Consider the following 24,567-nt stretch of genomic DNA (forward strand, 5'->3'; position numbering starts at 1 on the left):
CCGTCAGCTGCTCGATGACCTTGCCACCGCCCGTAGCTCCCTGCGCATCTCCGGCGGCCGCGACATGCTGGTGATCGGCCGCGCCCCCTTCGCCAGCCTGCCCGGCAGGGTCGGAACGCGGCTGGCTCCGCTTGGCCACGTCCAGCGGACAAACCAGACTGGCACGTTCCGGACTCTGCCCAGACCGGCCCTGCGCGGCGGCTAGCTGATCGCCGCGCCCGGAACCAGCCAGCCGCTGGCCGACCTGAAATGGTCCCCCACGGTCTCCAACTCCTCTCCAGCGGAGCGGCTGGCGGCCTCCCCGGCGCCCGGGTCCGGCATCGAGCCGCTCGGCGCGCCAGGAATCCAGCCGGGAGCGCCGAGACGGTCCAGGGCGCAAGAACCTGGAGGCGTCGCGCGCGGCCGCCCGGCAGCTCATTCTCGTCGTCCCCGGCGGCCCATGCGGTCCCGCCCCGGACAGGGGCGGACAAGCCGCAGCCTAATCAACGGCACCCGCTTCCTGCGCGGCCAGCACCGGACCGGCCGCGCAGGACACGGATCAGACCGGCAGCACCAGCGCGTTCGGCACCAGCAGCGTGTCATAGACCGCGATCCGCGACGACAGGAGCAGCCCGCCGCCCGGCTGCGGCACGAAGCGGTCGATCATCCGGCCTGCCTGATGCAGCCGTCCCTCGGGCAGCTCGGCCAGCGTCTCGATCAGGATGTAGTTGACCGTGGCGCAGATCGTGCCATCGGCCTCGATGCCGGTCACGCGGGTATTGGTCAGATAGTGGCGCAGGTAGCGCGGCCCGAACATCGAGGTCTTGGCAATCGCCAGCGCCCGGTCCTTCAGCATGCCGCGACCCTCGCAATAGACCAGCCCGACCGGCCGTCCATGGTCGAAATTCTCGCGGCTGGTGATGTTGTAGAAGGCGTCCTCGGTGAAGAAATCCGGCCAGTCCATCAGGTCGCCGTCGTCAAGCACCGCGCAGTAATCGGCGTTGAACTCCTCCACCGCCACGCAGGCCTCGCGCCGTGCCGCGCGGCTGTCGCCGTCGAAGACGGGCGCGTCCTTGGTCATCGTGCTCACAGCCCCATCTCCTGCCGCCAGTGCCTGTACATCGCCCGGATCGCCGCCTCGGAGATCAGGGTGTTCGAGGTGCCCGCAGGCACTTTCGGATCGAGCGCCACCAGATGCTCGCCGCCCGTCGAGTTCAGCATGCCGTCCTGCACGAACTTGATCGCCTCGTTATCCTCGAGCCCGAGGAAGCCCGCGGGCCCCATCAGGTTGCCCTGGCGCAACCGGTGGCGGGTCATCTCCTCGTCATCGTCCTCATAGCCGAACATCGTCCAGACCATGGTGAACTCGTTCGGGCCGTTCGGCACGATCTGGCGCACGCCCAGCGTGTTCATCTCGCGCTGCACGATCAGCCCCGGCCAGACCACCTGCATCGTCACCGACCAGGGGCTGTCGAATTCCTCGTAGAATTCCATCAGCCGCGGGTCTTCCAGCACCATGCCGTCGCGATAGGCGCGCATCTCTGCCTTGTTCTCGGCCGAGACCGTGGCGCCGTCGCTCTTCGCCGAGGCCATGGTGGAATGCCGTCCGCGCGGATCGACGATCATCGCCGACTTGTTGCCCGCGACCAGCAGCCCGAAGGTGACGAGGAAGGTATGCAGCAGCGTCGCGTGATAGGGATCCTTGAGGTTCTCGGGATAGAGCTTCCAGTTGCCCATCAGCGTATGGCGGTAATGGCCGAGCACCCTGAGCTTGCGCCCCGAGAACACCGTGTCGAAATCGGTCAGCATCTCCTCGCCCATGTAGTCCTCGAAGCTCTCCACCTCTTCCGAGAAGGAAGCGAAGACCGCGCCGTTGCGCTGGGTCACCGTCAGCTTGCGCACGCCATGGTTCTCGGGATTGAAATCCGGACCCATGCCGCCCTCGCCATTGACGCCGCGGCGGAACGGAACCCCGGCGAGGTTGCCTTTCAGGTCATAGCTCCACTGGTGATAGGGGCAGACGAATTCCTCGGCATTGCCGCGCAGTTCGCGGCAGAACTCGGCGGCGCGGTGCGAGCAGCGGTTCTCGAAGACGTTGATGCCGCCATCGTGGTCGCGCACCATCACCACCGGGGTCGGGCCGACATTGGTGCGGATATAATCGCCCGCCTCCGGCACTTCGGCGGCGAGACCCACATAGTTCCAGGTCGGACCGTGGAAGATCCGCTCGATCTCGCGGTCGTAGATTTCCCGGCTGGTATAGACCCAGTCCGGCACGCGGTCGAGACCGGAGGCCGGCCAGGTGAACCGCTTCTCGATGGGCAGCATTTTCATGTCGTCGTCCTCGATCAGGGAAAGCTCGATATCGGGATCGCCGAGCCGCGCCGGGTCGACCGGCTGTCCGGAGGCGATCAGGCGGCGGCCGAGGCGCAGAAGCTCGGGATCGCCGAACTCGATGACGGCAGCCACCCGGCCGGCGGCATCGAGGCAGAAGAAGGCGGGCGCCTCGCCGTCGCGGCGCACCGTGGCCAGATCCGGCCCAGGGGTTCCGGCAATCTGCAGCGTGCCGCCGAAGAGGTCGGACCAGAACCAGGGCGTCTCGGCTGCCTCCAGCGGCAGGCCCAGCATCGAGCGCGCGGCGCGCAGGGCGGAGAGACGGGCATTCTGCCAGCTCTCGGTGCGCGCCTCGGCGCCGGTGATCTCGTCGCAGGAGGCCGCCACGTCGCCGACCGCATAGATCGCCGGATCGGCGGTGCGGTTCTGCGCATTCACGCGGATGCCGCCCGCCCGGCCGAGCGGCAGGCCGGCCTCGCGGGCCAGCGCGTCATTCGGGCTGGCGCCGATCCCGGCAAGGATCAGATCGGCCGCAACAAGCGTGCCATCGCCCAGCGTGACGCCTTCGGACGAGACCGCAGCGACACCGGTGCCCTGATGCAGGGCGACATCGTTCTGCGCCGCCACCCAGGCGAGGAACTCGCCGGCCTCCGCGGGCAGGAGCCGCGTCAGCAGCCGGTCCTGCGCCTCGATCACCGTGACCCTTTTGCCGAGCGCGCGGGCGGCGGAGGCGATCTCCAGCCCGATGAAGCCGCCGCCGATCACCGCCACCTGCCGGGCCGCCCGGAGCGCCGGGCCGAGCCGTTCGGCATCGTCGGCATCGCGCAGATAATGGACCGGCGTGTCTTCCGTGCCGGGCAGCTTCAGCCGCCGCGCGCCCGCCCCGGTGGCCAGCACCAGCAGATCGTAGTCCAGCTCGCTGCCATCGCCGAGCGTGACGCGCTGCGCCTCCCGGTCGATGGCGGTGACGGCGGTGCCGAGCCTCAGCGCAATGCCCAGACGCTCCGCCTCGCCCGGCTCGAAGACATGCGCCTCGGCCAGCGTGGTGCGCCCGAGCAGCAGGTCCTTCGACAGCGGCGGCCGTTCATAGGGCGGATGGCGCTCCGCCCCGATCAGCACGATCTCGCCGCCGAAGCCCTCGGCGCGGGCCGCCCGCGCGGTCTCGGCCCCGGCCTGCCCGGCACCCGCAATCACCAGACGGCGGCTGTCGCTGCGCTGAGCGATCACCGCGGCGGCGGCAGGAGCCTCGGCGGCCATGGCCCGAGCTTCGGTGTCGACCCAGACGATGCCGTCCTCGACCTTCGCCGGATAGGTGGCGAGGTCCTTGGTGACCGGCGCGCCCTGCGCCTTGCCGGTGCGGATGTCGAAGAGGCCCTGATGCAGCGGGCACTCGACGCAGCCGCCCTCGACATGGCCCTCGCTCAGGAGCGCAAAGGCATGGGTGCAGATATTGGCGGTGGCAAAGACCTCGCCCTCGAGCGCATAGAGCGCGATCCGCAGCCCGTCGATCTCGACCCCGGCCACGCCCTTCGCCAGAAGCTCGGCCTCGGTTATGGAGGAATGCCAGCTCATGGCCGCCTCACGCCGCTTCGGCCAGGAGCGGCAGCCCGAGGAGCCGCGCCGCATTGTCATGGCAGACCATCGCGCGGGTCGCGGCATCCATCGGCGCGCTCTCGATGAACTCCGCCGCGGTGGCTGTGTCCTCATAGGGATAGTCGATCGAGAACATCACGCCCTCGGGCCCCATCTCGCCGAGCGCGCCGATCAGCGCGGCATGCGAGCAGACCCCGGTCGTGGTGATCAGGATGTTGCGGGTGAAGTACTGCGACGGCTTCAGCTTCAGCTCCACCCCCATCGGATAGGCCCCGAACCGCGAGTCGAAGCGCCAGCGCAGATAGGGCAGCGCCTCGCCCATATGGCCGAGCACCAGCTTGACCCCCGGAAAGCGGTCGAAGACCCCGGAGAAGAGCAGGCGCAGCGCATGGCTGCCGGTATCGACACCCCAGCCCCAAGTCGCGCCCTGCAGCACCGGCATGTCGGCAAAGACCGGCGGCGCAGCGCGGGCATTCGAGGGATGCAGGTAGAAGGGCACGCCGAGCGCCTCCACCTCGGCCCAGAACGCGTCATATTCCGGCGCATCGAAATAGCGGCCATGGACCGGGCTGTTGGCCAGGCAGCCGAGAAAGCCCAGTTCCGTCACGGCGCGGCGCAGCTCGGCGGCGGCCAGCTCGGGGTCGTGCATCGGCAGCGCCGCAAGCCCCGAGAGCCGCGAGGACAGCGGCGCGATCTTCTCCGCGAGGAAGTCGTTCGCGCCCTTTGCGGCCTCGGCGGCCAGTTCCGGCAGCTCGCCCTGCGGCCCCGGCCCGGTCAGCGACAGCACCGAACGGGTGATGCCGTAGCGGTCCATCAGCTCGATCCGCTCGCCGCCGAAATCATCGAGGCGCCGGGTCAGCTCGCGGGCATGTGCCTCGGGGATGAGCTTGAGGAAGGCGGCCGAGTGCTTCTCGAAGCCGGGCGCCATGAAATGTTCCTCGAAGGTGATCTTGGGTATCATTGAACCCTCCTGTCGTCTGCCGGCCGTGCTGGCCGGATTGTCTTGTGTCTTGGTCAGGCGCCCTGCCCGCTCAGAGCAGCAGCGAGGGCGCCAGCGTTGCGATCCCGGGGACGTAGGTGACGAGCATCAGCACCACGAGGTTGACCAGGATGAAGGGCCAGATCCCCGCGATGATCTCGGTCACCGGCGTCTGCAGCGTCGAGGAGGCCACGAAGAGGTCGAGCCCGAAGGGCGGCGTCACCATGCCGAGCGTCACGTTGACCGCGACGATCATGCCGAAATGCACCGGGTCGATGCCGAGGCTCGTGGCCACCGGAAAGAGCGCGGGCACCAGGATCAGCTGGATCGAGTTCGGATCGACGAACATGCCCGCGATGATGAAGGCGATATTGGCGGCCATCAGGAACAGCACCGGCCCGGCATGGAGGCTGTCGAGCCCGGCGATCAGCAGGTTCGGGATCTGCGCCAGCGTGATGAAATAGGACAGCACCGTGCCGAGCGCGAGCAAGAGGAAGATGACCGCGTTCTGCACCGCGGATTTCTCGGCGATGGCGATCAGCCCCTTCAGGTCGAGGCTGCGATAGACGCACATCTCGATGGCGATGGCATAGACGACGCTGACAACGGCGGCTTCGGTCGCGGTGAAGAGCCCGCTATAGATGCCGCCCATGATCACCACCGGCAGCCCCAGCGCCCAGCCCGCGCGGCGGAAGGCAAGGCCGATCTCGGCCAGGCTGGCGCGCGGATCGCCCATGACGCCGGTGCGGCGCGCCTCGACGGCGGTCAGGATGGCGAAGGCCAGCCCCATGACGATGCCGACGGACAGCCCGGCGGCGAAAAGCGCGGTGATCGAGGTGCCGGTGATCCAGCCATAGACGATCAGCGTGATCGAGGGCGGGATCAGGAGCGCGGTCTCCGCCGAGGACACGATCAGCCCCAGCGAAAAGCGGTCGCGGAACTTCGCACGGCGGAGCTCCGGATAGAGGATATGGCCCATGGCGGCGACCGTGGCCGGGGCCGAGCCCGAGACCGCGCCGAAGCCCATGGCGCCGCCGATCGTGGTATAGCCGATGCCGCCGCGGGCATGGCCGACCAGCGCGCGCACCAGCCCGGTCAGCCGCCCGGCGATCTGGCCATGGCCCATGAGTTCCGCGGCGAAAAGGAAGAACGGGATCGCCAGCAGGAGCGACTGGTTGATGCCGCCGGTCAGCTTCTGGGCGATGACCATGTCGGGCATGCGCTCGAAGAAGCCGGCCTTGATGGCGAGCGTGGGGATGCCGAGCACCATCAGCATCTCGAAGCCCGAGACCAGCAGCAGGACGGCCAGCAGGCCGATGGCAAGCGCGAGGATCATTCGCCCGCCTCCCCGGCCGCGGCAAAGCGGTCGATGCTGCCCATGAGGCTCGCGCCATAGCGCAGCGCCAGCAGAAGGAAGCCCGCGCAGGGCGCCACGTAGATCCAGCCGATGGCCAGGCCCAGCGTCGCGCTTTTCTGCCCGGTGCCGAAGACGAACTGCGCCATGCCATGCGCCAGCCAGGCCATCCAGAGCGAGAAGCAGAGCCCGGCGAGGTCGATGATCCGCGTCAGCGGCAGATGCAGCCGCGCCGCGATCTGGTCGCGCCAGCTATCCACCGCGACCTGCTTGCCGCGCTCCAGCGCGAGGCCCGCGGCAAGGAAGACAAGGTAGATGTTCATTAGCCGGACCACTTCGTCGATCCAGCCGAAGGACGAGGCCAGCGACCCGCCGAAGAGGCGGATCGCGACGTTGAAGGCGAAGAGCACCGTCATGCCGAGAAGCAGCGCCACGAGGCAGCCGCGCTCGATCAGGCGGATGATGCGGAGAAAGGCGGACATGACGGTCTCTCGCGGGCTCCGGCTCAGTTCATGACCGAGGCATAGGCGGCCTGATAGGCGTCGAAGAGCGCCTGGCCCTCATCGCCCGAGCGCGCCAGGAAGGCATCCCGCGCCGCCGGGAACATGATCTCGCGCAGCGCGGCGATCTCTTCGGCGGAAGGTTCGGTCACGGTCACCCCGGCGTCGCGAATCGCCGCCAGCGAGCGCTCGCCGGCCGCGGCCTTGTGGGCGATCATCTCGGGGATGATCTCGTGCAGCGAGGAGGTGATCGCCTCGCGCCATTCCGGCTTCAGCCCTTCCCAGACGGCCGGGTTGAACAGCACGACATTCTCGATGGCGCCGTGGCTGGTCAGCGTCAGGTTCTTCTGAACCTCGTAGAACTTCATGTTGAAGATGGTGTCGAGCGGGTTTTCCTCGCCATCGACGACGCCAGTCTGCAGCGCGGTGTAGAGCTCGCCAAAGGGGATCGGCACGGCGGTGACGTCGATGGATTTCAGCGAGTCGACCAGCACGGCGGAGTCCATCACGCGGAAGGTCTGGCCGGAGAAATCGCCGATCTCGGCGATCGGCTTGTTCGAGGTGAACTGCTTGGTACCGTTGGGATAGAGCGACACGCAGGTGACGCCGCGGCTGTTGAAGCTGTCGCAGAACGCGTCGCCGAAGCCGCCGTCGCGGATCGCCTGCGCCTTGTCCGGATCGGCCGGGTAGAGGAACGGGATGTCCATGATCGAGGCCAGCGGGTTGAAACCGCCCATGAAGGCGACCGGCCCGGCCGTGGCATCGAGCGCGCCGAACTGCACGGCCTCGGTCATCTCGCGCTGGCCGCCGAGCTGGCTCTGCGGGAAGATCTGGATCTCGACGGCGCCGCCGGTCTTCTCCGAGACCATCTCGGCGACCTTTTCCAGCATGACATGGGTGGTGGAGGCCGCGGCCTCGACATGGCCGAGGCGCAGCGAGACCTCCTGGGCGGCGCCGAGCTGCGGCAGCAGGGCGAGAAGCAGGGCAGCGCCCAGCGGGCGGAACATGGCGGACATGGGAAAACCTTCCTGTCGGCTGTAGCTTGCGGGAACTCGTGACGCAGGCCGCCCGCCCCGGGACGGGCGGCCCGGCGGGATCACTCGAAGGCGGAGGCGGGCAGGAACTTCTCGTCCGCCCAGGCGCCGTCCTCGGCCTTCTTGATCATGTAGGCCCCGGCGGGCGTGCCGCTTTCGTCCAGCGTCAGCGGGCCCGAGGCGCCCTCGTAGTCGATGTCCTTGCCCTCGGCGAGCGCCGCCTTGGCCCCGGCGAAGGTGGTGACCTTCTCGCCGCCCTCGGTGACATCGCGCAGCACGGCATTGATCGCCTCGCCGGTGCAGGCCTCGGCCGCCTCGAGCGAGATCGCCGAAAGCATCGCCATGTCGTAGGAATTCGCCGCGAAGGGACCGGGGGCCGCGCCGGTTTTCTCCTGGGCCAACTCGGCGAAGGCCTTGAACTCGGGCAGCGAGCTGTCGGCCTCGGCCAGTTCGACATAGGCGCGGCCGTTGAGGATGCGCGGATCGACGGCATCGAAGATCTCGGGCACGGCGAGGTCGGCGGTCAGCAGCCATTCGCCTTCGTAGCCGCCGGCCGCGGCTTCCTTCAGCACGGTGACGCCGGACTCCTGCCCGCCGGCAAGGTAGATGGCGTCCGGATTGTGCGACAGGACCGAGATCAGCTCGGCCTGGTAGGACGGCTGGCCGGGATTGTAGATGATCATGTCGGTCAGCTCGATCCCCGCTGCGGTCACCGCCTCGCGAGCAACCTGGGCCGGGGAAATGGTAGATTCCTCGTTCTGGATCAGGAAGGCCACCGACTTGTAGCCCTTCTCGGACAGCCACATGCCCGAGGCCGCGCCGTCGCCGAGATCCGAGGATACGGTGCGGTAGACGTAGTCGCCGCCGATCTCGTTGAGGGTGATCGTGCCGGCATAGGGCGACATCATCACTGTCTTCTTGCGCTTGGCGAGGTCGACCAGCGCCACCATTTCGCCGGATGCAGGGCCGAGGATCGCCACCGCGCCCTCGCTGTCGATCATCTTGTTGGCCTCGCGGATCGCCTGTTCGGCCGAGCCGCCGGTATCGGCCACGACGGTGCGCAGCGGGCCGCATTTGGTGCCCCCGGCCGCGTTGACCTCGTCGACGCCCAGCTGCACGGCATCGGCGACGATCTTGCCGAATTCTCCGAGCTCGCCGGTCAGCGGCACGAGCACGCCCAGCGTCACCCCGTCGGCTTGCGCGAAGGCAGGCTGGACGGCGGTCAGGGCAGTGGTCAGGGCGGCAAGCGCCGCCCCGGATCTTGCAAATGTCATCGTCTGTCTTCCTGTTGGCTTGCGTTTCTTTTGTCTTGGCGCGCCGCCCCCGTCCGCGGATGGCGCAGGGGCGGAGATCAGTGCTCCTGCAGGAGCATCTCCTCCAGCCGGCCGGGCTCCAGCAGGTCGCGGCTCGGCAGGGTCTCGCGGTTGCGCCCGGCATCGAGCATCCAGGTGGTCCGCGAAATCTTCAGGATCTTCTCGGGGTTCTGCTCGACGACCCAGACCACGCTCATGCCCTTCTGCGAGAGCTCGGTGATCCAGGCGATGATCTGGTCGACGAAGATCGGCGCCAGCCCGGCGGTCGGCTCGTCGAGGATCAGAAGCCGCGGCGAGGCCAGCAGCGCATTGGCGATGGCCAGCGTCTGGCGCTCGCCGCCTGAGAGCGTGGAGGCCAGCTGGTACGAGCGCTCCTTGAGGATCGGAAAGCGCCGGTAGGTCTCGGCGATCAGCGCATCGGTGCCCTCGAAGGCCAGCGCCGAGGCCAGGAGGTTGTCGCGCACCGACATCTTGGCGAAGGTGTTCTGCTCCTGCGCGACATAGCCGATCCCGGCCCGCACCGTGTCCAGCGGCCCCAGCGCCGCGACCGACCGGCCATCGAGCAGGACATCGCCGCCCGAGACCGGCAGATGGCCGGCGATGGTCTTCATCAGCGTCGATTTCCCGGCGCCGTTCGGCCCCAGCACGCAGGTGATCTCGCCCGGTTCCGCGACCAGATCGACCCCGTGCAGGATCGTGACCTTGCCGTAGCCCGATTGCAGCCCCTTGACCTCAAGCTTCATGGTCCGCCCCCAGATAGGCCGCGATCACGGCAGGATCGCGGCGGATGTCGTCGGGCGTGCCCTCGGCCAGCAGCGCCCCGTTCTGCAGGACCACCACGCTGTCGGCCAGCGACATCAGGAAGCCCAGGTTGTGCTCCACCACGACCAGCGTGGTGCCCGCGGCATGCAGCCCGGCGAGGATCTCCGACAGCTTGCCCTGCAGCGCCGGATCCACCCCGGCGGTCGGCTCGTCGAGCAGCAGGATCCGCGGCTCGCGCACCAGCTGGCGGGCGACTTCCAGCATCCGCAGCTCGCCCCCCGACAGGTTCGAGACGCTGTCATGGCGCCGCTGGATCAGCCCGACCCGCTCCAGCGCCGCCTCGGCGCGGCCGATCAGCTGCTTCTCGGCGGATTTCCAGCGGCCCAGCAGCGCCGCCAGCGGGCTTTCCTCGGGATGCGCGAGGCCCACCATGACGTTGTCGATCACGCTGAGGCTGCCGAAGGCCCGCGGCGTCTGGAAGGTGCGTCCCAGCCCCAGCGCCGCAATCCCGGCCGTTGGCAGCGCGGAAATGTCTGTGCCGTCCAGCGTCACGCGGCCCATCGTCGGGGGCATCACGCCCGAGATCAGGTTGAAGGTGGTGGACTTGCCCGCGCCGTTCGGCCCGATCAGCCCGAGAAAGCCGCCGCGACGCACGCCGAAGCTCAGCCCGCCGGGGCCGCCCACCGCGCGGAACCCGGCGAATTCCTTCACCACGCCGTCGAGTTTCAGGATCGTGTCGGTCATGAGCCTGCCTTCCGCGACAGCCGGTCCCAGGGCTGCCAGCGCAGCACGAGGATGAAGAGAATGCCGGTGATCACCTCCTCGGCCGAGGCCGCGATCTGGGCGCCGCGCACGGTCTCGAAGGGGATCGCCCGCACGAGTTCCTGGAAGAAGACCAGCGCCAAGGTTCCGAGGATCGCGCCCGGGATGGTGCGCTCGCCGCCGAGCGCCAGGGCGATCCAGACGAAGAAGGTGACCTCGGCGGTGAAGAGCGCGGGCGCGACCAGCGTGGTGATCATCGCGTAGAGCGCCCCGGCGAAGCCGATCGGGATGGCCGAGATGACGAAGATCTGCAGCCGCACCCGGGCGGTGTCCTTGCCGACGGATTCCGCGGCGATCTCGTCGTCGCGGGTGGCATCGACCAGGCGGCCATAGGGCGAGGCCAGCAGCCGGTGGAACAGCCAGGCGGTCAGCAGCATCAGCGCGCAGGCCGCCAGCGTGTAGCCCAGCGTGTCGTCCAGTCCGATGGAGGCCGGGTCGGGGCGTTCGACATTGGCCATGCCGACGCTGCCATTGCCGATGCGGCGCTCGTTCAGCAGGATCGAGTGGAACACCTCGGCGAAGGCGAAGGTGGTCAGCGCCAGGTACTCGCCGCGCAGCCGCAGCGTCGGCCAGCCGGTGACGAGCGCGAAGAGCATCGCGGCGAGGCCCGCCGCCAGGAAGCCGACCCACCAGGGCAGATCGAAGCCGAAAGCATACTGGTCGAGCCCCGAAGGCGGCTCCTGGGTGAAGATCGCATAGGCATAGGCGCCAGCCGCGAAATAGGCGACGGTGCCGAAATTGATCATGCCGCCGCGGGCATATTGCAGGTTCAGCGACACGGTCAGGACCGAGAACATCGCGCCGAACATCAGCGTTGAGAGGATCAGGGACTGGATCATTTTCCGGAGGCGCTCCCTGCGATGCCCTGCGGGCGGAAGAGGAGGACGAGGATGACCACGGCGAAGGCGACGAGGGGCCGGTAGCCTGCCGGGATCCAGAAGACGGAGACGTCCATGGCGACGCCGACGATCAGCCCCGAGACGATCACCGCGTAGAGCGAGCCCAGCCCGGCCAGGATCGCCACGGCGAGGATCTGCAGGATCTGGTGGAAGGCAATGTCGGTGGAGAGCGTGGCGATCACGCCCAGCATCACCCCCGCCACCCCGGCCAGGCCCGAGGAGATCAGCCAGGTCGCGCGGCTGGTCTTCTTCACGTCGATCCCGCGCGAGGCTGCGAGTTCGGGATTGGCGGACATGGCGCGGATCGCCAGGCCGGTCTTCGTGCGGTTGAGAAAGAGCGCCAGCGAGGCGCTGCACAGGATGGCGAGCACGACGACGATCAGCTGGTAGTCGGTGATCCGCAGGCCCCAGAAGCGGATGCTCGTGGCCAGCGGGATGTCGAGCGTGCGGATGCCGGTCCCGATCAGCGCATCGATGGTGCCGCCGATCGCATAGGCGACGCCGACCGAGGTGATCAGCATGACCGAGGGGCCGAGCCTGCGGATCGGGTCGTAGACGATCCGGCCGATCGCCAGCCCGGCGAAGGCGGTCACCACGATGCCGACCGCGGCGGAGGGCAGGATGTGCCAGCCGAGCAGCTTGTTGCAGCCCCAGGTCGCGAAGGCGGAAACGCCCAGCAGCTCGGCATGGGCAATGTTCAGGAACCCCTCCACCCGGCGGGTGAAGGAGAAGCCGATCGTCGCGAGGATCAGGAAGCAGCCGGTCACCAGCCCGGTCAGGACGAATTGCAGGAACAGGGTCATGTCCGCGGCTCCGGGCTCGCAGCAAGTCCCTGCCGGCAAAGAGATTCCGGTCGGCCGCAGAAACTGCGGCCGTCGATGCCTGGGTAGGTCATTGTCACTCCGTGTCTTATTTTATGGAGTATGCTTCCCTTTTTTTCGCGACTCAAAGGGATATCTGCGATTCAGCTTCCGCGACTTCCGATTCCCGGGCCGCTGCCGAAAAAATATGCAGTAGGCTCCCTAATTTTGGCGGCCCTGCTGCGGACCGCCCGGCCGGACGGCCGACGCTATTTCATCGGCGCGCGGGAATGCTCGTTATTGGCTTCGATCAGCTTGCGCAGCAGCTGGAGAAAGATGTCATGCTCCTCCTCGTCCAGCGGCGAGACCAGCCGGTCTTGCGCCTCTTCCATCATCGGCCGCACCCTCCGGACGAACCGGCGGCCTTCGTCGGTGATGCGCACGACGCGGGCGCGGCGGTCCTCCACCGAGGGTTCGCGGGTCGCCAGTCCGCGGCGCACCAGACGCTTGATGACGTCCGCGCCGCTGGTGCGGTCGATCCCCACGGCCTTGGACAGGGACAGCTGGTCGAACCCCCCGCCGGAATAGAGCACGGAGAGCACCGCATACTGCACCGCCGTCAGATCCAGCCCGTCGCAGGCCTCGGCGAACAGTCCCATGTGGATCTGGTGCAGCCGGCGCACCAGATAGCCCGGACGCCCCCACAGATCGTCGTATTTCGCCTGGCCGAAGGGGCTGTCGTCATCGTCAGCCTGCGTCGTCTGGTCGGGCGTGTCCTGCACCATGGAAATCTCCGTCAATGGAAGCTCAATGTCTGGCCTTTCGCAAGGCAAAGGCAATGCCCATGCACCGCGACCCTTGCTCCGCCAAAGTTAAGACGTATACTTCCCATTAAAGCGGGAATGCGCGGGAACACGCAATGGCAAAACCCGCGCCTCCAGAACAGCAACAGGGAACAGGCGACATGACGTCCGGAATAGGCGCGCGCGTTCCGCGCAAGGAAGACGCCCGGCATCTGAACGGGAAGGCCCAGTTCGTCGGGGACATCAAGATTGCGGGCTGCTGGGAGGCTGCCTTCGTGCGCAGCCCCCTCGCCCATGCGCGGCTGCGCGGGATCGCCAAGCCCGCAGGGTTCGAGGACCGGGTCTTCACCGCCGAGGACATGGCGGATCTGCGGCCGATCCGCTGCGAGTCGACGCTGCCGAGCTACAAGGTGTCCGACTATCCGGCGCTGGCCAGCGGCAAGGTCCGCCATGTCGGCGAATGCATCGCCATCTGCATCGCTCCCACCCGCGCCGAGGCCGAGGACCTCGCCGAAGCCGTCGCCGTCGACCTGGAGCCGCTGGTGCCGATCGCGGGCATCGACACGGCGCTCGGCCCGGACGCGCCGCGGGTCCACGAGGACTGGGACGACAACCTGTTCCTGACCACCCGCCATGACGGCGACCTCTCCGGGGCGAAGGCCCGCGCCGCGGTGGTGATCGAGCGCAGCTACGAAACTGCGCGCCAGGCAATGAACCCGATGGAGGGCAAGGGCGTGCTCGCCCATTGGGACCACCGCGCGGACCAGCTGGTCGTGCATACCTCGACGCAGGTACCGCACCTTATCCGCACCGGCCTGTCGGACTGCCTCGGGCTCGACCAGGCGCAGGTGCGGGTGATCGCCCCCGATGTCGGCGGCGGCTTCGGCTACAAATGCGTGCTGCAGCCCGAAGAGCTCTCGGTGTCCTGGGTCGCGCGCAGGACCGGACGGGCGATCCGCTGGACCGAGGACCGGCGCGAGCACCTGACCGCAGGCGCAAACACCCGGCAGCACCGCTACAAGCTGACCGCCTATGCCGATGGCGAAGGCCGCCTGCTGGGGCTCGATGCGGACATCTGGGTCGATGTTGGCGCCTATTCGGTCTGGCCCTTCACCGCCTGCCTCGAAGCCGCGCAGGCCGGGGGCAACCTGCCCGGCCCCTACGATCTGGGCGCCTATGCCTGCCGCACCTATTCGGTGGCCACCAACAAGCCCGGTTTCACGCCCTATCGCGGCGTGGCACGGCCCGGCGTCTGCTTCGCGATGGAGCTGACCTTGGACGCCATCGCCCGCGCCGTCGGCAAGGACCCGCTGGAGGTGCGCTGCCTCAACCTCGTGCAGGGCGCCGCCATGCCCTACACCAATGTCACCGGCAAGTACTACGACTCCGGCGACTACCCCGCTGCCGCCCGCGCCGCGGGGGAGATGATCGGCGCGGACACCTTTCGCGCCCGCAAGGAAGCCGCCGCCGCCGAGGGCCGCCTGATCGGCCTGGGCTATGCCTGCTTCACCGAGCAGTCGGCCCACGGCACCAAGGTCTTCGCCGCCTGGGGCCTGCCGATGGTGCCGGGCTACGAGCAGGCGATGGTCAAGCTCGCCCCCTCCGGCGCGGTGGAGATCCGCTCCGGCAACCATTCCTTCGGCCAGGGGCTGGAGACCACCATCGCCCAGGTCGCCTGCGACTGGCTGAAGCTCGACATCTCGCGGGTCAAGGTGACGATGGGCGATACCGGCCTGACCCCCTATTCCACCGGAGCCTATGCCTCGCGCGGCATGGTGATGGCCGGGGGCGCGGTGTCGAAGGCCTCCGAGGAGCTGGCCCGCAGGCTGCGCCTCCACGGCGCGCACCTGCTGCAATGCGAGCCCGAGGAAACCGAGATCCGCGACGGCGCCGTCTGGAAGGGCCAAGCCTCCGCCAGCTTCGCCGAGATCGCCGATGCCTGGTACCTGCATCCCGACCGGCTGCCCGAGGATGTCGACACCGCCGGGCTGGAGGTGACCGAAGGCTACAAGCCCGACATCGACACCGGGCTCTTCACCTATGCCACCCATGCCGCGATCGTCGAAGTCGATCCGGAAAGCGGCCGCACGCAGATCCTCGACTACGTCATCTTCGAGGATTGCGGCCGCCGGGTGAACCCGATGATCCTCGAGGGCCAGTCCTATGGCGGCGCCGCCCAGGGCATCGGTTCCGCGCTGTTCGAGGAGACGCTCTATGACGGCGCGGCCCAGCCGCTGACCTCGACGCTGGCCGACTACATCCTGCCCGGCCCGGCCGAGCTGCCGCATTTCCGGCTCGGCCATTCCGAGACGCCCTCGCCCCATTCACGCCACGGCATAAAGGGGGTCGGCGAAGGCGCCGCCATCGCGCCCGCGGGCGCCATCGTCAACGCGATCAACGACGCGCTCGCCCCCCTCGGCGCGGAGCTGACCCGCATCCCCGCCACGCCGCACCGCGTCCTCGGCGCGATCCTCGACGCCAGCGCCGCAAGGGAGGCCGCCGAATGAAACCCGCCGCTTTCGAGCATCTGCGCCCCGACACTGCCGACGCCGTGGCGGGCCTGCTCTCGCCCGAGGCCAAGGTCATCGCCGGCGGCCAGTCGCTGGGTCCGATGCTGAACCTGCGCCTCGCCCGCCCGGCCAGGCTGGTCGGGCTCGGCGCCGTCGCGTCGCTCCGGGACATCCGCGAGGAAAACGGGATGATCGTGCTCGGTGCCGCCGTCAGCCATGCCCGGATCGAGGATGGCGACAGCCCGGTGGCCCTGCCGCCGATGCTGCGCCATGTCGCCCGCGGCATCGCCTACCGCGCCGTCCGCAACCGCGGCACCATCGGCGGCTCGCTCGCCCATGCCGATCCCGCTGCCGACTGGATCGCCGCTCTGACCGCGCTCGGCGCGCAGATCGTGCTTCGTTCCGCCGCGGGCACGGACCGCCGGGTCGCCATGCCGGGATTCGTCCAGGGGGCCTACCGCACCGCGCTCGGCCCGGACGAGATCATCGCCGCGGTCGAGGTTCCGGCAGCCATGCGGGACGCGCTCTGGGGCTATGACAAGCTCTGCCGCAAGGTCGGCGAATTCGCCGACGCGATCGGCGCCGTCGCGCTGCATCCCGCATCCGGCCATGTCCGTCTGGTCTCGGGCGCGACCGGCGCCGGGCCGTTGGTGCTGGCGGAGGCCGGGGCGGACCTGGCCCGTAGCGCCCGCCATCCCGGCAGTCCGGCCCTCCGCGACGCGCTGGCCGCCGCCCTGCCCGGCACCGATCCGGTCAAGCTCCGACTTCTCGCCACCGCGCTTTCGCGCGCCATCGCAAAGGTCCTTCCCGCATGAACGCCCTGAGCCCTGCCGCCGATGCCGGCACCCCCACGCCGCCGCGCGCCATCCCGGTCCGCCTGACCGTCAACGGCGCCCCGGCCGAGGTCCTAGTGCCCCCGCGCACCCAGCTGGCCGAGATCCTGCGCGACCGGCTCGACCTGACCGCGACCCATCTGGCCTGCGAACAGGGCGTCTGCGGCGCCTGCACCGTGATGGTCGACGGCCGGCCGGTGCGGTCCTGCCTGACCTTCGCCGCCGATTGCGACGGCGCCGAGGTCGAAACGCTGGAGGGCTGGCAGGGCGATGCGCTGATGGAGAAGCTGCGCGCCGCCTTCGCCCGCAACCACGCGCTGCAATGCGGCTTCTGCACGCCCGGGATGCTGGCCACCGCGCGCGATCTGGTGGCCCGGCTCGACAGCGATGACGAGACCCGCATCCGCAACGAGCTCTCGGGCAATCTCTGCCGCTGCACCGGCTATGTCGGCATCGTCGCGGCGATCCGCGAGGTGATCTCCGAGCGCGATGCCGCCGGGATCGCGCCTTCGGGCCGCGCCCTGCCTGCCCTGCACGCCGCCGCGGGCTTCGCCCCTTTCGAACCCGCCGCCGCGCCCGCCATGGCCGAGGCTGCCGCCGCGCCTGCGGGCGAGACCACCGTCGAGGACGGCTGGTCCGTGGTCCGCCGCCACGTGGCGGTCGCCCATCCCCCGTCCGCGGTCTGGGCGCATTTCGCCGACCTGCCCTCCGTCGTCCGCTGCCTGCCCGGCGCCGAGCTGGCCGAAACCGACGGGACGCGCTTTGCCGGCCATGTCGCGGTCCGATTCGGGCCGATCACCGCGCGGTTCGAGGGCGAAGGCCGGTTCGAGACCGATGCCGCCGCGCGCAGCGGCAGCGTCCGCGGCACGGGCAAGGACCGCGGCGGCCAGTCGAACGTCACCGGCGGGCTGGATTTCGCCGTCGCGCAGGGCGCCTCGCCCGAGGCGTCCGACGTCGATGTCGCGCTGCGCTTCCGCATCGAGGGGCGGCTCGGCCAGTTCAACCGCCCCGAACTGGTCAGCGGTCTCGTCGACCACCTGCTGGGCGAGTTCGTGCAGAACTGCAATGCCGTTCTGGACGGCGGCACGGTGCGCGACAGCGGCGGCCTCAGCGTCTGGAGCCTGCTCCGCGCGCTGGCCGGCGGGCTCTTCCGGCGGCGCTGACCGCCGCCCGCCCGCAGGCCCGGGGCCTGCGGGTCCCTGCATCCGCCGCCCCGCCGCGCCGGGAACGGCAACAGCCACCTGTGCGCCTGCGCACGCCCGACAGGCACTTCGGGCCCTTGCGCGCCCTCCCCGTCCCTGAAATGTACCGCAACGTACAATAGAGTCGGATGCAGATCCGGCCGTACTGCCTCCATTTCAAAGTCACGGGACAGAAGATGACCGGACCCTCCTCCCCCCTTCCACGGCCATTGACATGGCTGATGATCCTGCTCGGTGCGCTGCTGGCGCTCGCCGGGATCGGACTCGCCGCCGGCGGCATCGTGCTGATCGCGCGCGGCGGCAGCTGGTACTACCTCCTCATGGGCGCCGCCCTCGCCCTGTCCGGCGTGCAGATCGCCCGCGGCAGGCCCTCGGGCACCGCGCTGTATGCCGCGGCCTTCGCCGCGACCGTCGCCTGGGCCTTCTTCGAGGCCGGACTGGATTTCTGGGCTCTGCATGCCCGCATCTTCGCCTGGCTCGTTGCCCTCGCGGCCGTCCTCGCGCTGCATCCGCTGACGCTGATCCGCGCCGGGCGCCAGCCGCGCGCCAAGACGTTCCTCGGCCTCGCCGCCGTGGCGGCGGCGGCGATCCTCGGCATGGGCTGGGGCATGTTCCAGCCGCATGGCCAGCACAATTTCCGCATCGCCTCCGCCGCGCCAGCCGCCGCCCCGCAGGACTGGCAAAGCTACGGCGCGACGCCCGCGGCCACCCGTTTCGCCGCCGCCGCGCAGATCACCCCCGCGACCGTCAAGGATCTGGAGGTCGCCTGGACCTTCCGCACCGGCGACATCCCCGAAAGCCCCAATGGCGGCGGCGCCGAGGACCAGGCCACGCCCCTGATGGCGCGCGGCGACATCTTCACCTGCACGCCGCACAACACGGTCATCTCGATCGACGCGGCCACCGGCGAAGAGAACTGGCGCCATGACTTCCCGACCGACACGCGGACCTGGGTGCGTTGCCGCGGCCTCGCCTATTTCGACGCCGACCAGCCCCTTCCCGCGCCGACCGCCGCGGGCGCAACGCCGGTCGCCCCGGTCTCCATTCCTGCGGACGCGGCCTGCCGACAGCGCATCTTCATGAACACGATCGACGCCGTGCTGGTGGCGCTCGACGCGGAAACCGGCGAGCTGTGCGAAGATTTCGGCACCGGCGGCAAGGTCGATCTCAAGCAGGGGCTGGGCGATGCGCAGGCGCCGCTCTATTCGCTGACCTCGCCGCCGCTTCTGGCAGGCACCACCGTGGTCGTCGGCGGCCGCGTGGCCGACAACGTCGCGCTCGACATGCCGGGCGGCGTGATGCGCGGCTTCGATGTCGTCACCGGCGGGATGAAATGGGCCTTCGACCCGGGCAACCCGCAGGACCGCAGCGCCCCCGCGCCGGGCAGCGCCTTCACCCGCTCGACCCCGAATGTCTGGGCGCCGATGACCTATGATGCGGCGTCGAACACCGTGTTCATGCCGGTCGGCAACGCCGCCATCGACCTCTGGGGCGTGGAGCGCACGCCGGAGGACGAGAAATACGGCGCCTCGATGCTGGCCCTGGACGCCACCACCGGCAACGAGAAATGGGTTTACCAGACCGTGCATCACGACCTGTGGGACTTCGACGTGCCGATGCAGCCGACGCTGATCGACTTCGAGGGCACGCCCGCGCTGGTCTTCGGCACCAAGGCGGGGCAGATCTTCGTGCTCGACCGCGCCACCGGCCGGCCGCTGACCGAGGTGACGGATGTCGATGTCAGGCCCGCCACGATCCCGGACGAGCGCTATGCGCTGAAGCAGCCGAAATCGGTGGGCATGCCGCAGATCGGCGCGCAGACCCTGACCGAAGCCGACATGTGGGGCATGACCCCCTTCGACCAGCTTATGTGCCGCATCATCTTCAAGGGCTACCGCTACGAAGGGCTCTTCACCGCGCCCGACACGGATTACTCGCTCAGCTTCCCCGGCTCGCTCGGCGGCATGAACTGGGGCGGGCTCAGCTACGATCCGGGCACGGACACGCTCTTCGTCAACGACATGCGGCTGGGCCTCTATGTCCACATGGTGCCGCAGGACCGCAGCGCCGCCGCCTCGAACGGCTCCGAGGCGGTGAATGCCGGCATGGGTGCCGTGCCGCTGAAGGGCACGCCCTATTCGGTGGTCAAGGACCGCTTCCTGTCGCCGCTCGGCGTGCCCTGCCAGGAGCCGCCCTTCGGCACGCTGACCGCGATCGACATGAAGACCCAGTCGGTCGCCTGGGAGGCGCCGCTGGGCACCGTGCAGGATACCGTGCTGTTCGGCCAGAAGATGCACCTGCCGATGCCCGTCGGCATGCCGACCATCGGCGGCTCGCTGTCGACCGGCGGCGGCCTGGTGTTCTTCGCCGCGACCCAGGACAACTACCTGCGCGCCTTCGACCGCGCCACCGGCAAGGAGGTCTGGAAGGCCCGCCTGCCCGTGGGCAGCCAGGGGACGCCGATCTCCTATGTCTCGCCGGAAGACGGGCGGCAGTATGTCGTCATCTCCGCGGGCGGCGCACGCCAGTCGCCTGACCGCGGCGACTACCTGATCGCCTACGCCCTGCCGGAAGGCTGAGCCGCGGCCGACCGAGGCGGACCACGGTCCGCCGGGCGGCCCTCCGGGCATCCGGGGGGCCGTTTGCCTTTGCGGGAGATCGCCTGCTAGCTGCCGAAATCGAACGCCCCCGCATCGCGGATGAAGGCCTCGAAGAACTCGGTGAAGGTCGCGACCAAGGGCGGCAGCGCCTCGTAGGGCGGGTAGTAGAGCATCAGGTGCAGCGGCGCGACCTCCCAGTCCGGCAGCACCTCCACGACCTCGCCGCGCGACAGCGCCTCCTGCACCAGGAAGCGCGGCAGGCAGACCATCCCGTCGCCCGCCGCCGCCAGCGCCAGCAGCAGCTCGCCGTTGTTCGTGACCACCTCCGTGCCCGCCCGCACGCTGCGGCTGGCGCCCGCGCGGCTCAGCGCCCAGGTCTCCGGCGCGGCGCCGGTGCCGTAGGACAGGCAATGCGCCGGGTCGAGCCCGTCCGGCCCCTGCGGCGCCGGGATCCGCTCGAACAGCGCCGGGGCGGCCACCACCGCGCGCGGCACCAGGCAGATCCGCCGCCAGATCGTCGACTTGTCTGCGGGCGGTCCGGAAATCCGGATCGCCAGGTCGCAGCTGCCCGCCACGATGTCCACCAGCGCATCGGTCAGCTGCAGCTCGAGCTGGATGCGCGGATAGGCCAGGCGGAACCGGTGCAGCAGCCCCGGCAGCAGCCGCATGCCCAGCGACAGCGGCGCGTTGACCGAAAGCCGCCCCTGGTCGGGACGGGCCGCGCGGCTGATCTCCTCGGTGATGCGGTCGAAATCCTCCACCACCGGACGGTATCGCGCCGCCACCACCGCCCCCGCCCCGGTCAGCGAGACCTGCCGCGTGGTGCGCAGGAGCAGCTGCTGGCCCAGATCCTCTTCCAGCTGGGCGACGATGCGGGTGATCGAGGCGGGCGTCATCCGCAGGCTCCGCGCCGCCCCGGCGAAGCTGCCCCGCTCCACCACCTCGAGAAAGACGCGGACGGGCTTCAGGCTCTGCATGGCGCCTCATTATGTCGATCTATATTAACAGTAAATGCCATAATCTTTCTATTTTTTGCAAGTCTTGTTGCCACTATCTTGGGTCCAAGACAGCCACCATGGCGATGGAGAACAAGATGATCAACCAAATCAAGGGCCTGCACCACGTCACCTCGATGGCGGCGGATGCCGGGCAGAACAACGCCTTCTTCACCGGAACGCTCGGCCTGCGCCGCGTGAAGAAAACCGTCAACTTCGACGCGCCCGAGGTCTACCACCTCTATTACGGCGACGAGACCGGCACCCCGGGCTCGGTGATGACCTATTTCCCCTTCGGCCGGATGCCCCGCGGCCGCCGCGGCACCGGCGAGGTCGGCGTGACCGAATTCGCCGTGCCCGAGGGCGCGCTGCCCTGGTGGAAGGAGCGGCTCGCCGCGCAGGGCGTCTCCGGGCTGGCCGAAGGCCGCAGCTTCGGCGAGGCACGGCTTGACTTCGCGGGTCCCGACGGCGACAGCTTCGCGCTCGTCGAATCCGCGGCGCGCGGACGCACGCCCTGGACCGGGGCCGGCGTGCCGGAAGATGCCGGAGTCCTCGGCTTCCGCGGCGCCCGCATGCGGCTGCGCGATGCCGGAGCCACGGCCGAGCTGCTGGGCTTCATGGGCTACAGCCGGGACGACAGCGACGGTGCGGTCACCCGCTACCGGATCGAGGGCGGCAACGCGGCCGACACGATCGACATCGAGGAACTGCCCGGGGCAGGCGCCGCCGCGCAGGGCGCGGGCTCGGTGCACCACATCGCCTTCGCGGTGGAGAACCGCGCGGCCCAGCTCGAGGTGCGCAAGGCGCTGATGGATACCGGCTACCAGGTGACCCCGGTGATCGACCGCGACTATTTCTGGGCGATCTACTTCCGCACCCCCGGCGGCGTGCTGTTCGAGATCGCCACCAACGAGCCCGGCTTCGACCGCGACGAGGACACCGCGCATCTCGGCGAGGCGCTGAAGCTGCCCACCCGCTACGAGCCCCTGCGCGGGAAGATCGAGGCGCTGCTGCCCGAGATCGCCGCCTGAGGAGAGCTGCCATGACCGCAACAGGCTATCACGCAAGAACCAGCGCCCCCGCGGAGGGGGCGCCGCTGATCTTCGCCTTCCACGGCACCGGCGGCGACGAGTCCCAGCTCTTCGGGCTCGCGCAGCAGCTGGTTCCCGGAGCGGGCGTGGTCTCGCCGCGCGGCGACGTCTCCGAACACGGCGCCGCGCGGTTCTTCCGCCGCACCGGCGAGGGCGTCTACGACATGGAGGACCTCGCGCTGCGCACCGGGCGGATGGCGGCCTTCATCGCCGCCCGCAAGGCGGAGCATCCCGGCGCACCCGCCTATGGCTTCGGCTATTCCAACGGCGCCAACATCCTCGCCTCGGTGATGATGGCCCATCCCGGGCTGTTCGAGCGGGTCGGACTGCTGCACCCGCTGATCCCCTGGAGCCCGGCGCCCGCGGCGCTGGACGGCCGCCGGGTCCTGATCACTGCCGGGCGGCGCGACCCGATCGGCCCCTGGCCACTCACCGAAGCGCTGATCGGATGGGCGCAGGGCCAGGGCGCGCATGTCGAGACCGAGATCCATGACGGCGGGCACGAACTGCGCCCCTCCGAGATCGCGGCGCTGTCGCGGCTGATGGCCGACTGAACGGCGCGCCGGGCGCCCCTGCCCGGCGCGCGGATCTTGCCGGCCCGCGATGGCTTCGCGGCCGGCCTGTGCCCCGCGGACCCGTCAATGGGCTCCGCCGGCACAGGCATCCTGCCCGGAGCCAAGGCCGGCCTGCACCCGGCGCCGCCCGCAGGTCACGCCGCCGCAGCACAGCATGAGGCCTCCCGGCAATGCCCAGAGTTCTTCGCGCCGAGACGGCGGCGGGCACGGCCTTGCCCAGGAAAGCAGGGCGCAGGAGGGCGGCCCCGGCATGGCGCCGCAACCCGCCGTTCCGCCCTGCGCCCCAGGTGCCGCGCGGCAGAGCGGTGCCCAGCTTGCGCCGAGGCGTCCCTGCGGCCGCCGGACCGGCCCGGGCGGCCCTGCTAGTCGAGATGGAACACCTCTTCCATCGCGGCCCACCATTCGCCCTCGGCACGGCTTTCCAGCGGGCGCTGCATCGGACCGCAGAGCTTCCACCAGTCGCGGGTCACAGGGTCGGCGGCAATCGCGGCATTGTCCGCCCCGAAATCCGAGCCGCGGTATTCCCAGTAGCCGAACAGCAGCATCTCGGGCTCGCGCAGGAAGATCGTGTAATTCGCGATGTGCGAGGCACGCAGCCGCTCCAGCACGCCCGGCCAGGCCTCGGCATGGAGCCGCCGGTATTCCTCCACATGCTCCGGCGCGAGGCCGATCACCATCCCCATCCTCTGCATCTCAGTCCTCCCCGATGCCGTAGAACCGTGCCGCCGTGCCGCCGAACAGCGCAGCGCGCTCGTCCGGGCCGAGCCCGGATGCCAGATCTGCCGCTGCGGCATGCCAATCCGCGTAGCCGCCGGCCAGTTCCAGCACCGGCCAGTCGCTGCCCCACATCACCCGCTCGGCGCCGAAACAGCCGAGCACATGGGAGAAGACCTCGCGGAAGCTCCCGGCCGACCAGCCAGGCCCCCATTCCGTCGCCAGACCCGAGAGCTTGCAGAAGACCTGGGGATGCGCGGCCAGCGCCGCCATGCCCGCGCGCCAGTCCGCACCCGGGTCGCTGCCGTCGAAGACCGGCTTGGCGCAGTGGTCGATCACCAGCGGCAGCTCCGGCAGGCGCTGCGCCAGCTCGCCGATCGCGCCGAGATGGCGCGGCGTGACCAGCGCATCCATCCGCAGCCCCGCCGCCACGGCATGGGCCAGACCGGCCAGAACCTCCGGGCGCAGGATCCACTCCGTCTCGGCAATGTCCTGCAGCATCGGCCGGATGCCCCTGAGCCGCGGATGCGCCAGCCGGGCCAGCTGCGCCGGCACGTCGCCCCCGAGATCGATCCAGCCGACCACGGCGCGGATCGACGGGCAGCCATCGGCCAGCGACAGCAGGAATTCCGTCTCCGCCAGCGTCGGCGCCGCCTGCACCGCCACGGTCCCGGTCACGCCAGCGGCGCGGGCCAGCGGCGCCAGGTCCTCGGGCAGGAAGTCCCGCCGGATCGCGGCGACGCTGTCATCCATCCAGGAATAATCCCCGCGGCCGATCCGCCAGAAATGCTGATGTGCGTCGATCACCGCGGAATCCCCTCTTGCCAGCGATTTGTACTAAATAATAACGTACACCGCAGAGACGCCGTCAACCG

At 69.5% G+C, this 24,567-nt stretch carries 21 protein-coding genes; 6 read left to right on the forward strand and 15 right to left on the reverse strand.

What is annotated here, in order from left to right; genetic code table 11:
- Positions 1 to 538: 538 nt before the first annotated feature.
- From HCC78_RS06455 to HCC78_RS06510, 12 genes are all read right to left on the reverse strand, one after another.
- Positions 539 to 1,060: an aromatic-ring-hydroxylating dioxygenase subunit beta gene (locus tag HCC78_RS06455; protein ID WP_172327996.1), complete on the reverse strand. Its 522-nt coding sequence runs from the start codon at positions 1,058 to 1,060 to the stop codon at positions 539 to 541.
- A gap of 5 nt (positions 1,061 to 1,065) precedes the next feature.
- A complete protein-coding gene (locus tag HCC78_RS06460) occupies positions 1,066 to 3,885 on the reverse strand; it encodes an FAD-dependent oxidoreductase (protein ID WP_172327924.1) in 2,820 nt (939 codons plus the stop codon).
- A 7-nt stretch (positions 3,886 to 3,892) separates the two neighbouring features.
- Positions 3,893 to 4,867: an amidohydrolase family protein gene (locus HCC78_RS06465; protein ID WP_172327925.1), complete on the reverse strand. Its 975-nt coding sequence runs from the start codon at positions 4,865 to 4,867 to the stop codon at positions 3,893 to 3,895.
- A 70-nt stretch (positions 4,868 to 4,937) separates the two neighbouring features.
- Positions 4,938 to 6,221, reverse strand: a complete 1,284-nt coding sequence (locus tag HCC78_RS06470; RefSeq protein ID WP_172327926.1) for a TRAP transporter large permease — start codon at positions 6,219 to 6,221, stop codon at positions 4,938 to 4,940.
- On the reverse strand, positions 6,218 to 6,721 hold the full coding sequence (locus HCC78_RS06475) for a TRAP transporter small permease (protein WP_172327927.1): 504 nt from the start codon (positions 6,719 to 6,721) through the stop codon (positions 6,218 to 6,220). Before HCC78_RS06475 ends, HCC78_RS06470 begins: the two co-directional genes overlap by 4 nt.
- A gap of 23 nt (positions 6,722 to 6,744) precedes the next feature.
- A complete protein-coding gene (locus tag HCC78_RS06480; RefSeq protein WP_172327928.1) occupies positions 6,745 to 7,755 on the reverse strand; it encodes a TRAP transporter substrate-binding protein in 1,011 nt (336 codons plus the stop codon).
- 80 nt (positions 7,756 to 7,835) lie between these two features.
- A complete protein-coding gene (locus tag HCC78_RS06485) occupies positions 7,836 to 9,047 on the reverse strand; it encodes an ABC transporter substrate-binding protein (RefSeq protein WP_172327929.1) in 1,212 nt (403 codons plus the stop codon).
- Positions 9,048 to 9,124: 77 nt separating this feature from the next.
- Positions 9,125 to 9,829: an ABC transporter ATP-binding protein gene (locus HCC78_RS06490; RefSeq protein WP_172327930.1), complete on the reverse strand. Its 705-nt coding sequence runs from the start codon at positions 9,827 to 9,829 to the stop codon at positions 9,125 to 9,127.
- The gene (locus tag HCC78_RS06495; RefSeq protein WP_172327931.1) at positions 9,819 to 10,592 is read right to left on the reverse strand and encodes an ABC transporter ATP-binding protein; all 774 of its coding nucleotides are present in this window, start codon (positions 10,590 to 10,592) and stop codon (positions 9,819 to 9,821) included. Before HCC78_RS06495 ends, HCC78_RS06490 begins: the two co-directional genes overlap by 11 nt.
- The gene (locus tag HCC78_RS06500; protein WP_172327932.1) at positions 10,589 to 11,509 is read right to left on the reverse strand and encodes a branched-chain amino acid ABC transporter permease; all 921 of its coding nucleotides are present in this window, start codon (positions 11,507 to 11,509) and stop codon (positions 10,589 to 10,591) included. The genes HCC78_RS06495 and HCC78_RS06500 overlap by 4 nt, the downstream gene beginning before the upstream one ends.
- The gene (locus HCC78_RS06505) at positions 11,506 to 12,372 is read right to left on the reverse strand and encodes a branched-chain amino acid ABC transporter permease (protein ID WP_172327933.1); all 867 of its coding nucleotides are present in this window, start codon (positions 12,370 to 12,372) and stop codon (positions 11,506 to 11,508) included. Before HCC78_RS06505 ends, HCC78_RS06500 begins: the two co-directional genes overlap by 4 nt.
- Before the next feature lie 266 nt (positions 12,373 to 12,638).
- Positions 12,639 to 13,154 carry a MarR family winged helix-turn-helix transcriptional regulator gene (locus tag HCC78_RS06510; RefSeq protein WP_172327934.1) on the reverse strand — a complete coding sequence of 172 codons (516 nt, stop codon included), beginning with the start codon at positions 13,152 to 13,154 and terminating at the stop codon, positions 12,639 to 12,641.
- 179 nt (positions 13,155 to 13,333) lie between these two features.
- Between HCC78_RS06510 and HCC78_RS06515 the strand changes: the two genes are divergently transcribed.
- The 4 genes from HCC78_RS06515 to HCC78_RS06530 all read left to right on the forward strand — a co-directional run bounded on the left by HCC78_RS06515 (position 13,334) and on the right by HCC78_RS06530 (position 20,296).
- Entirely contained in the window at positions 13,334 to 15,679 is a 2,346-nt protein-coding gene (locus HCC78_RS06515) for a xanthine dehydrogenase family protein molybdopterin-binding subunit (RefSeq protein WP_172327935.1), read from the forward strand.
- A complete protein-coding gene (locus HCC78_RS06520; RefSeq protein WP_172327936.1) occupies positions 15,676 to 16,497 on the forward strand; it encodes a xanthine dehydrogenase family protein subunit M in 822 nt (273 codons plus the stop codon). Before HCC78_RS06515 ends, HCC78_RS06520 begins: the two co-directional genes overlap by 4 nt.
- Positions 16,494 to 17,678 carry a 2Fe-2S iron-sulfur cluster-binding protein gene (locus tag HCC78_RS34725; protein ID WP_172327937.1) on the forward strand — a complete coding sequence of 395 codons (1,185 nt, stop codon included), beginning with the start codon at positions 16,494 to 16,496 and terminating at the stop codon, positions 17,676 to 17,678. Before HCC78_RS06520 ends, HCC78_RS34725 begins: the two co-directional genes overlap by 4 nt.
- A 260-nt stretch (positions 17,679 to 17,938) precedes the next feature.
- Complete coding sequence (locus HCC78_RS06530) at positions 17,939 to 20,296, forward strand: membrane-bound PQQ-dependent dehydrogenase, glucose/quinate/shikimate family (RefSeq protein WP_216671052.1); 2,358 nt, start codon at positions 17,939 to 17,941, stop codon at positions 20,294 to 20,296.
- A gap of 86 nt (positions 20,297 to 20,382) precedes the next feature.
- On the opposite strand, the gene HCC78_RS06535 is transcribed toward HCC78_RS06530, so the two are convergent.
- Positions 20,383 to 21,294, reverse strand: a complete 912-nt coding sequence (locus tag HCC78_RS06535; protein WP_172327939.1) for a LysR family transcriptional regulator — start codon at positions 21,292 to 21,294, stop codon at positions 20,383 to 20,385.
- 116 nt (positions 21,295 to 21,410) lie between these two features.
- Here HCC78_RS06535 and HCC78_RS06540 point away from each other — a divergent pair, with 116 nt between their 5' ends.
- Positions 21,411 to 22,343 (forward strand): VOC family protein, encoded by a 933-nt coding sequence (locus HCC78_RS06540; protein ID WP_172327940.1) that lies wholly within the window; start codon positions 21,411 to 21,413, stop codon positions 22,341 to 22,343.
- Positions 22,344 to 22,354: 11 nt separating this feature from the next.
- Positions 22,355 to 22,957, forward strand: coding sequence for an alpha/beta hydrolase (locus tag HCC78_RS06545; protein WP_172327941.1), 603 nt, complete (start codon positions 22,355 to 22,357; stop codon positions 22,955 to 22,957).
- Between the two features lie 383 nt (positions 22,958 to 23,340).
- Here the strand turns inward: HCC78_RS06545 and HCC78_RS06550 are convergent, their stop codons facing one another.
- Together HCC78_RS06550 and HCC78_RS06555 are read right to left on the reverse strand one after the other, a co-directional pair.
- Positions 23,341 to 23,670 (reverse strand): L-rhamnose mutarotase, encoded by a 330-nt coding sequence (locus HCC78_RS06550; RefSeq protein ID WP_172327942.1) that lies wholly within the window; start codon positions 23,668 to 23,670, stop codon positions 23,341 to 23,343.
- 1 nt (position 23,671) lies between these two features.
- Entirely contained in the window at positions 23,672 to 24,499 is an 828-nt protein-coding gene (locus HCC78_RS06555; protein ID WP_371743785.1) for an amidohydrolase, read from the reverse strand.
- Between the last annotated feature and the right edge of the window lie 68 nt (positions 24,500 to 24,567).

The sequence above is a fragment of the Mangrovicoccus sp. HB161399 genome (assembly GCF_013184745.1).
Classification (GTDB): domain Bacteria; phylum Pseudomonadota; class Alphaproteobacteria; order Rhodobacterales; family Rhodobacteraceae; genus Mangrovicoccus.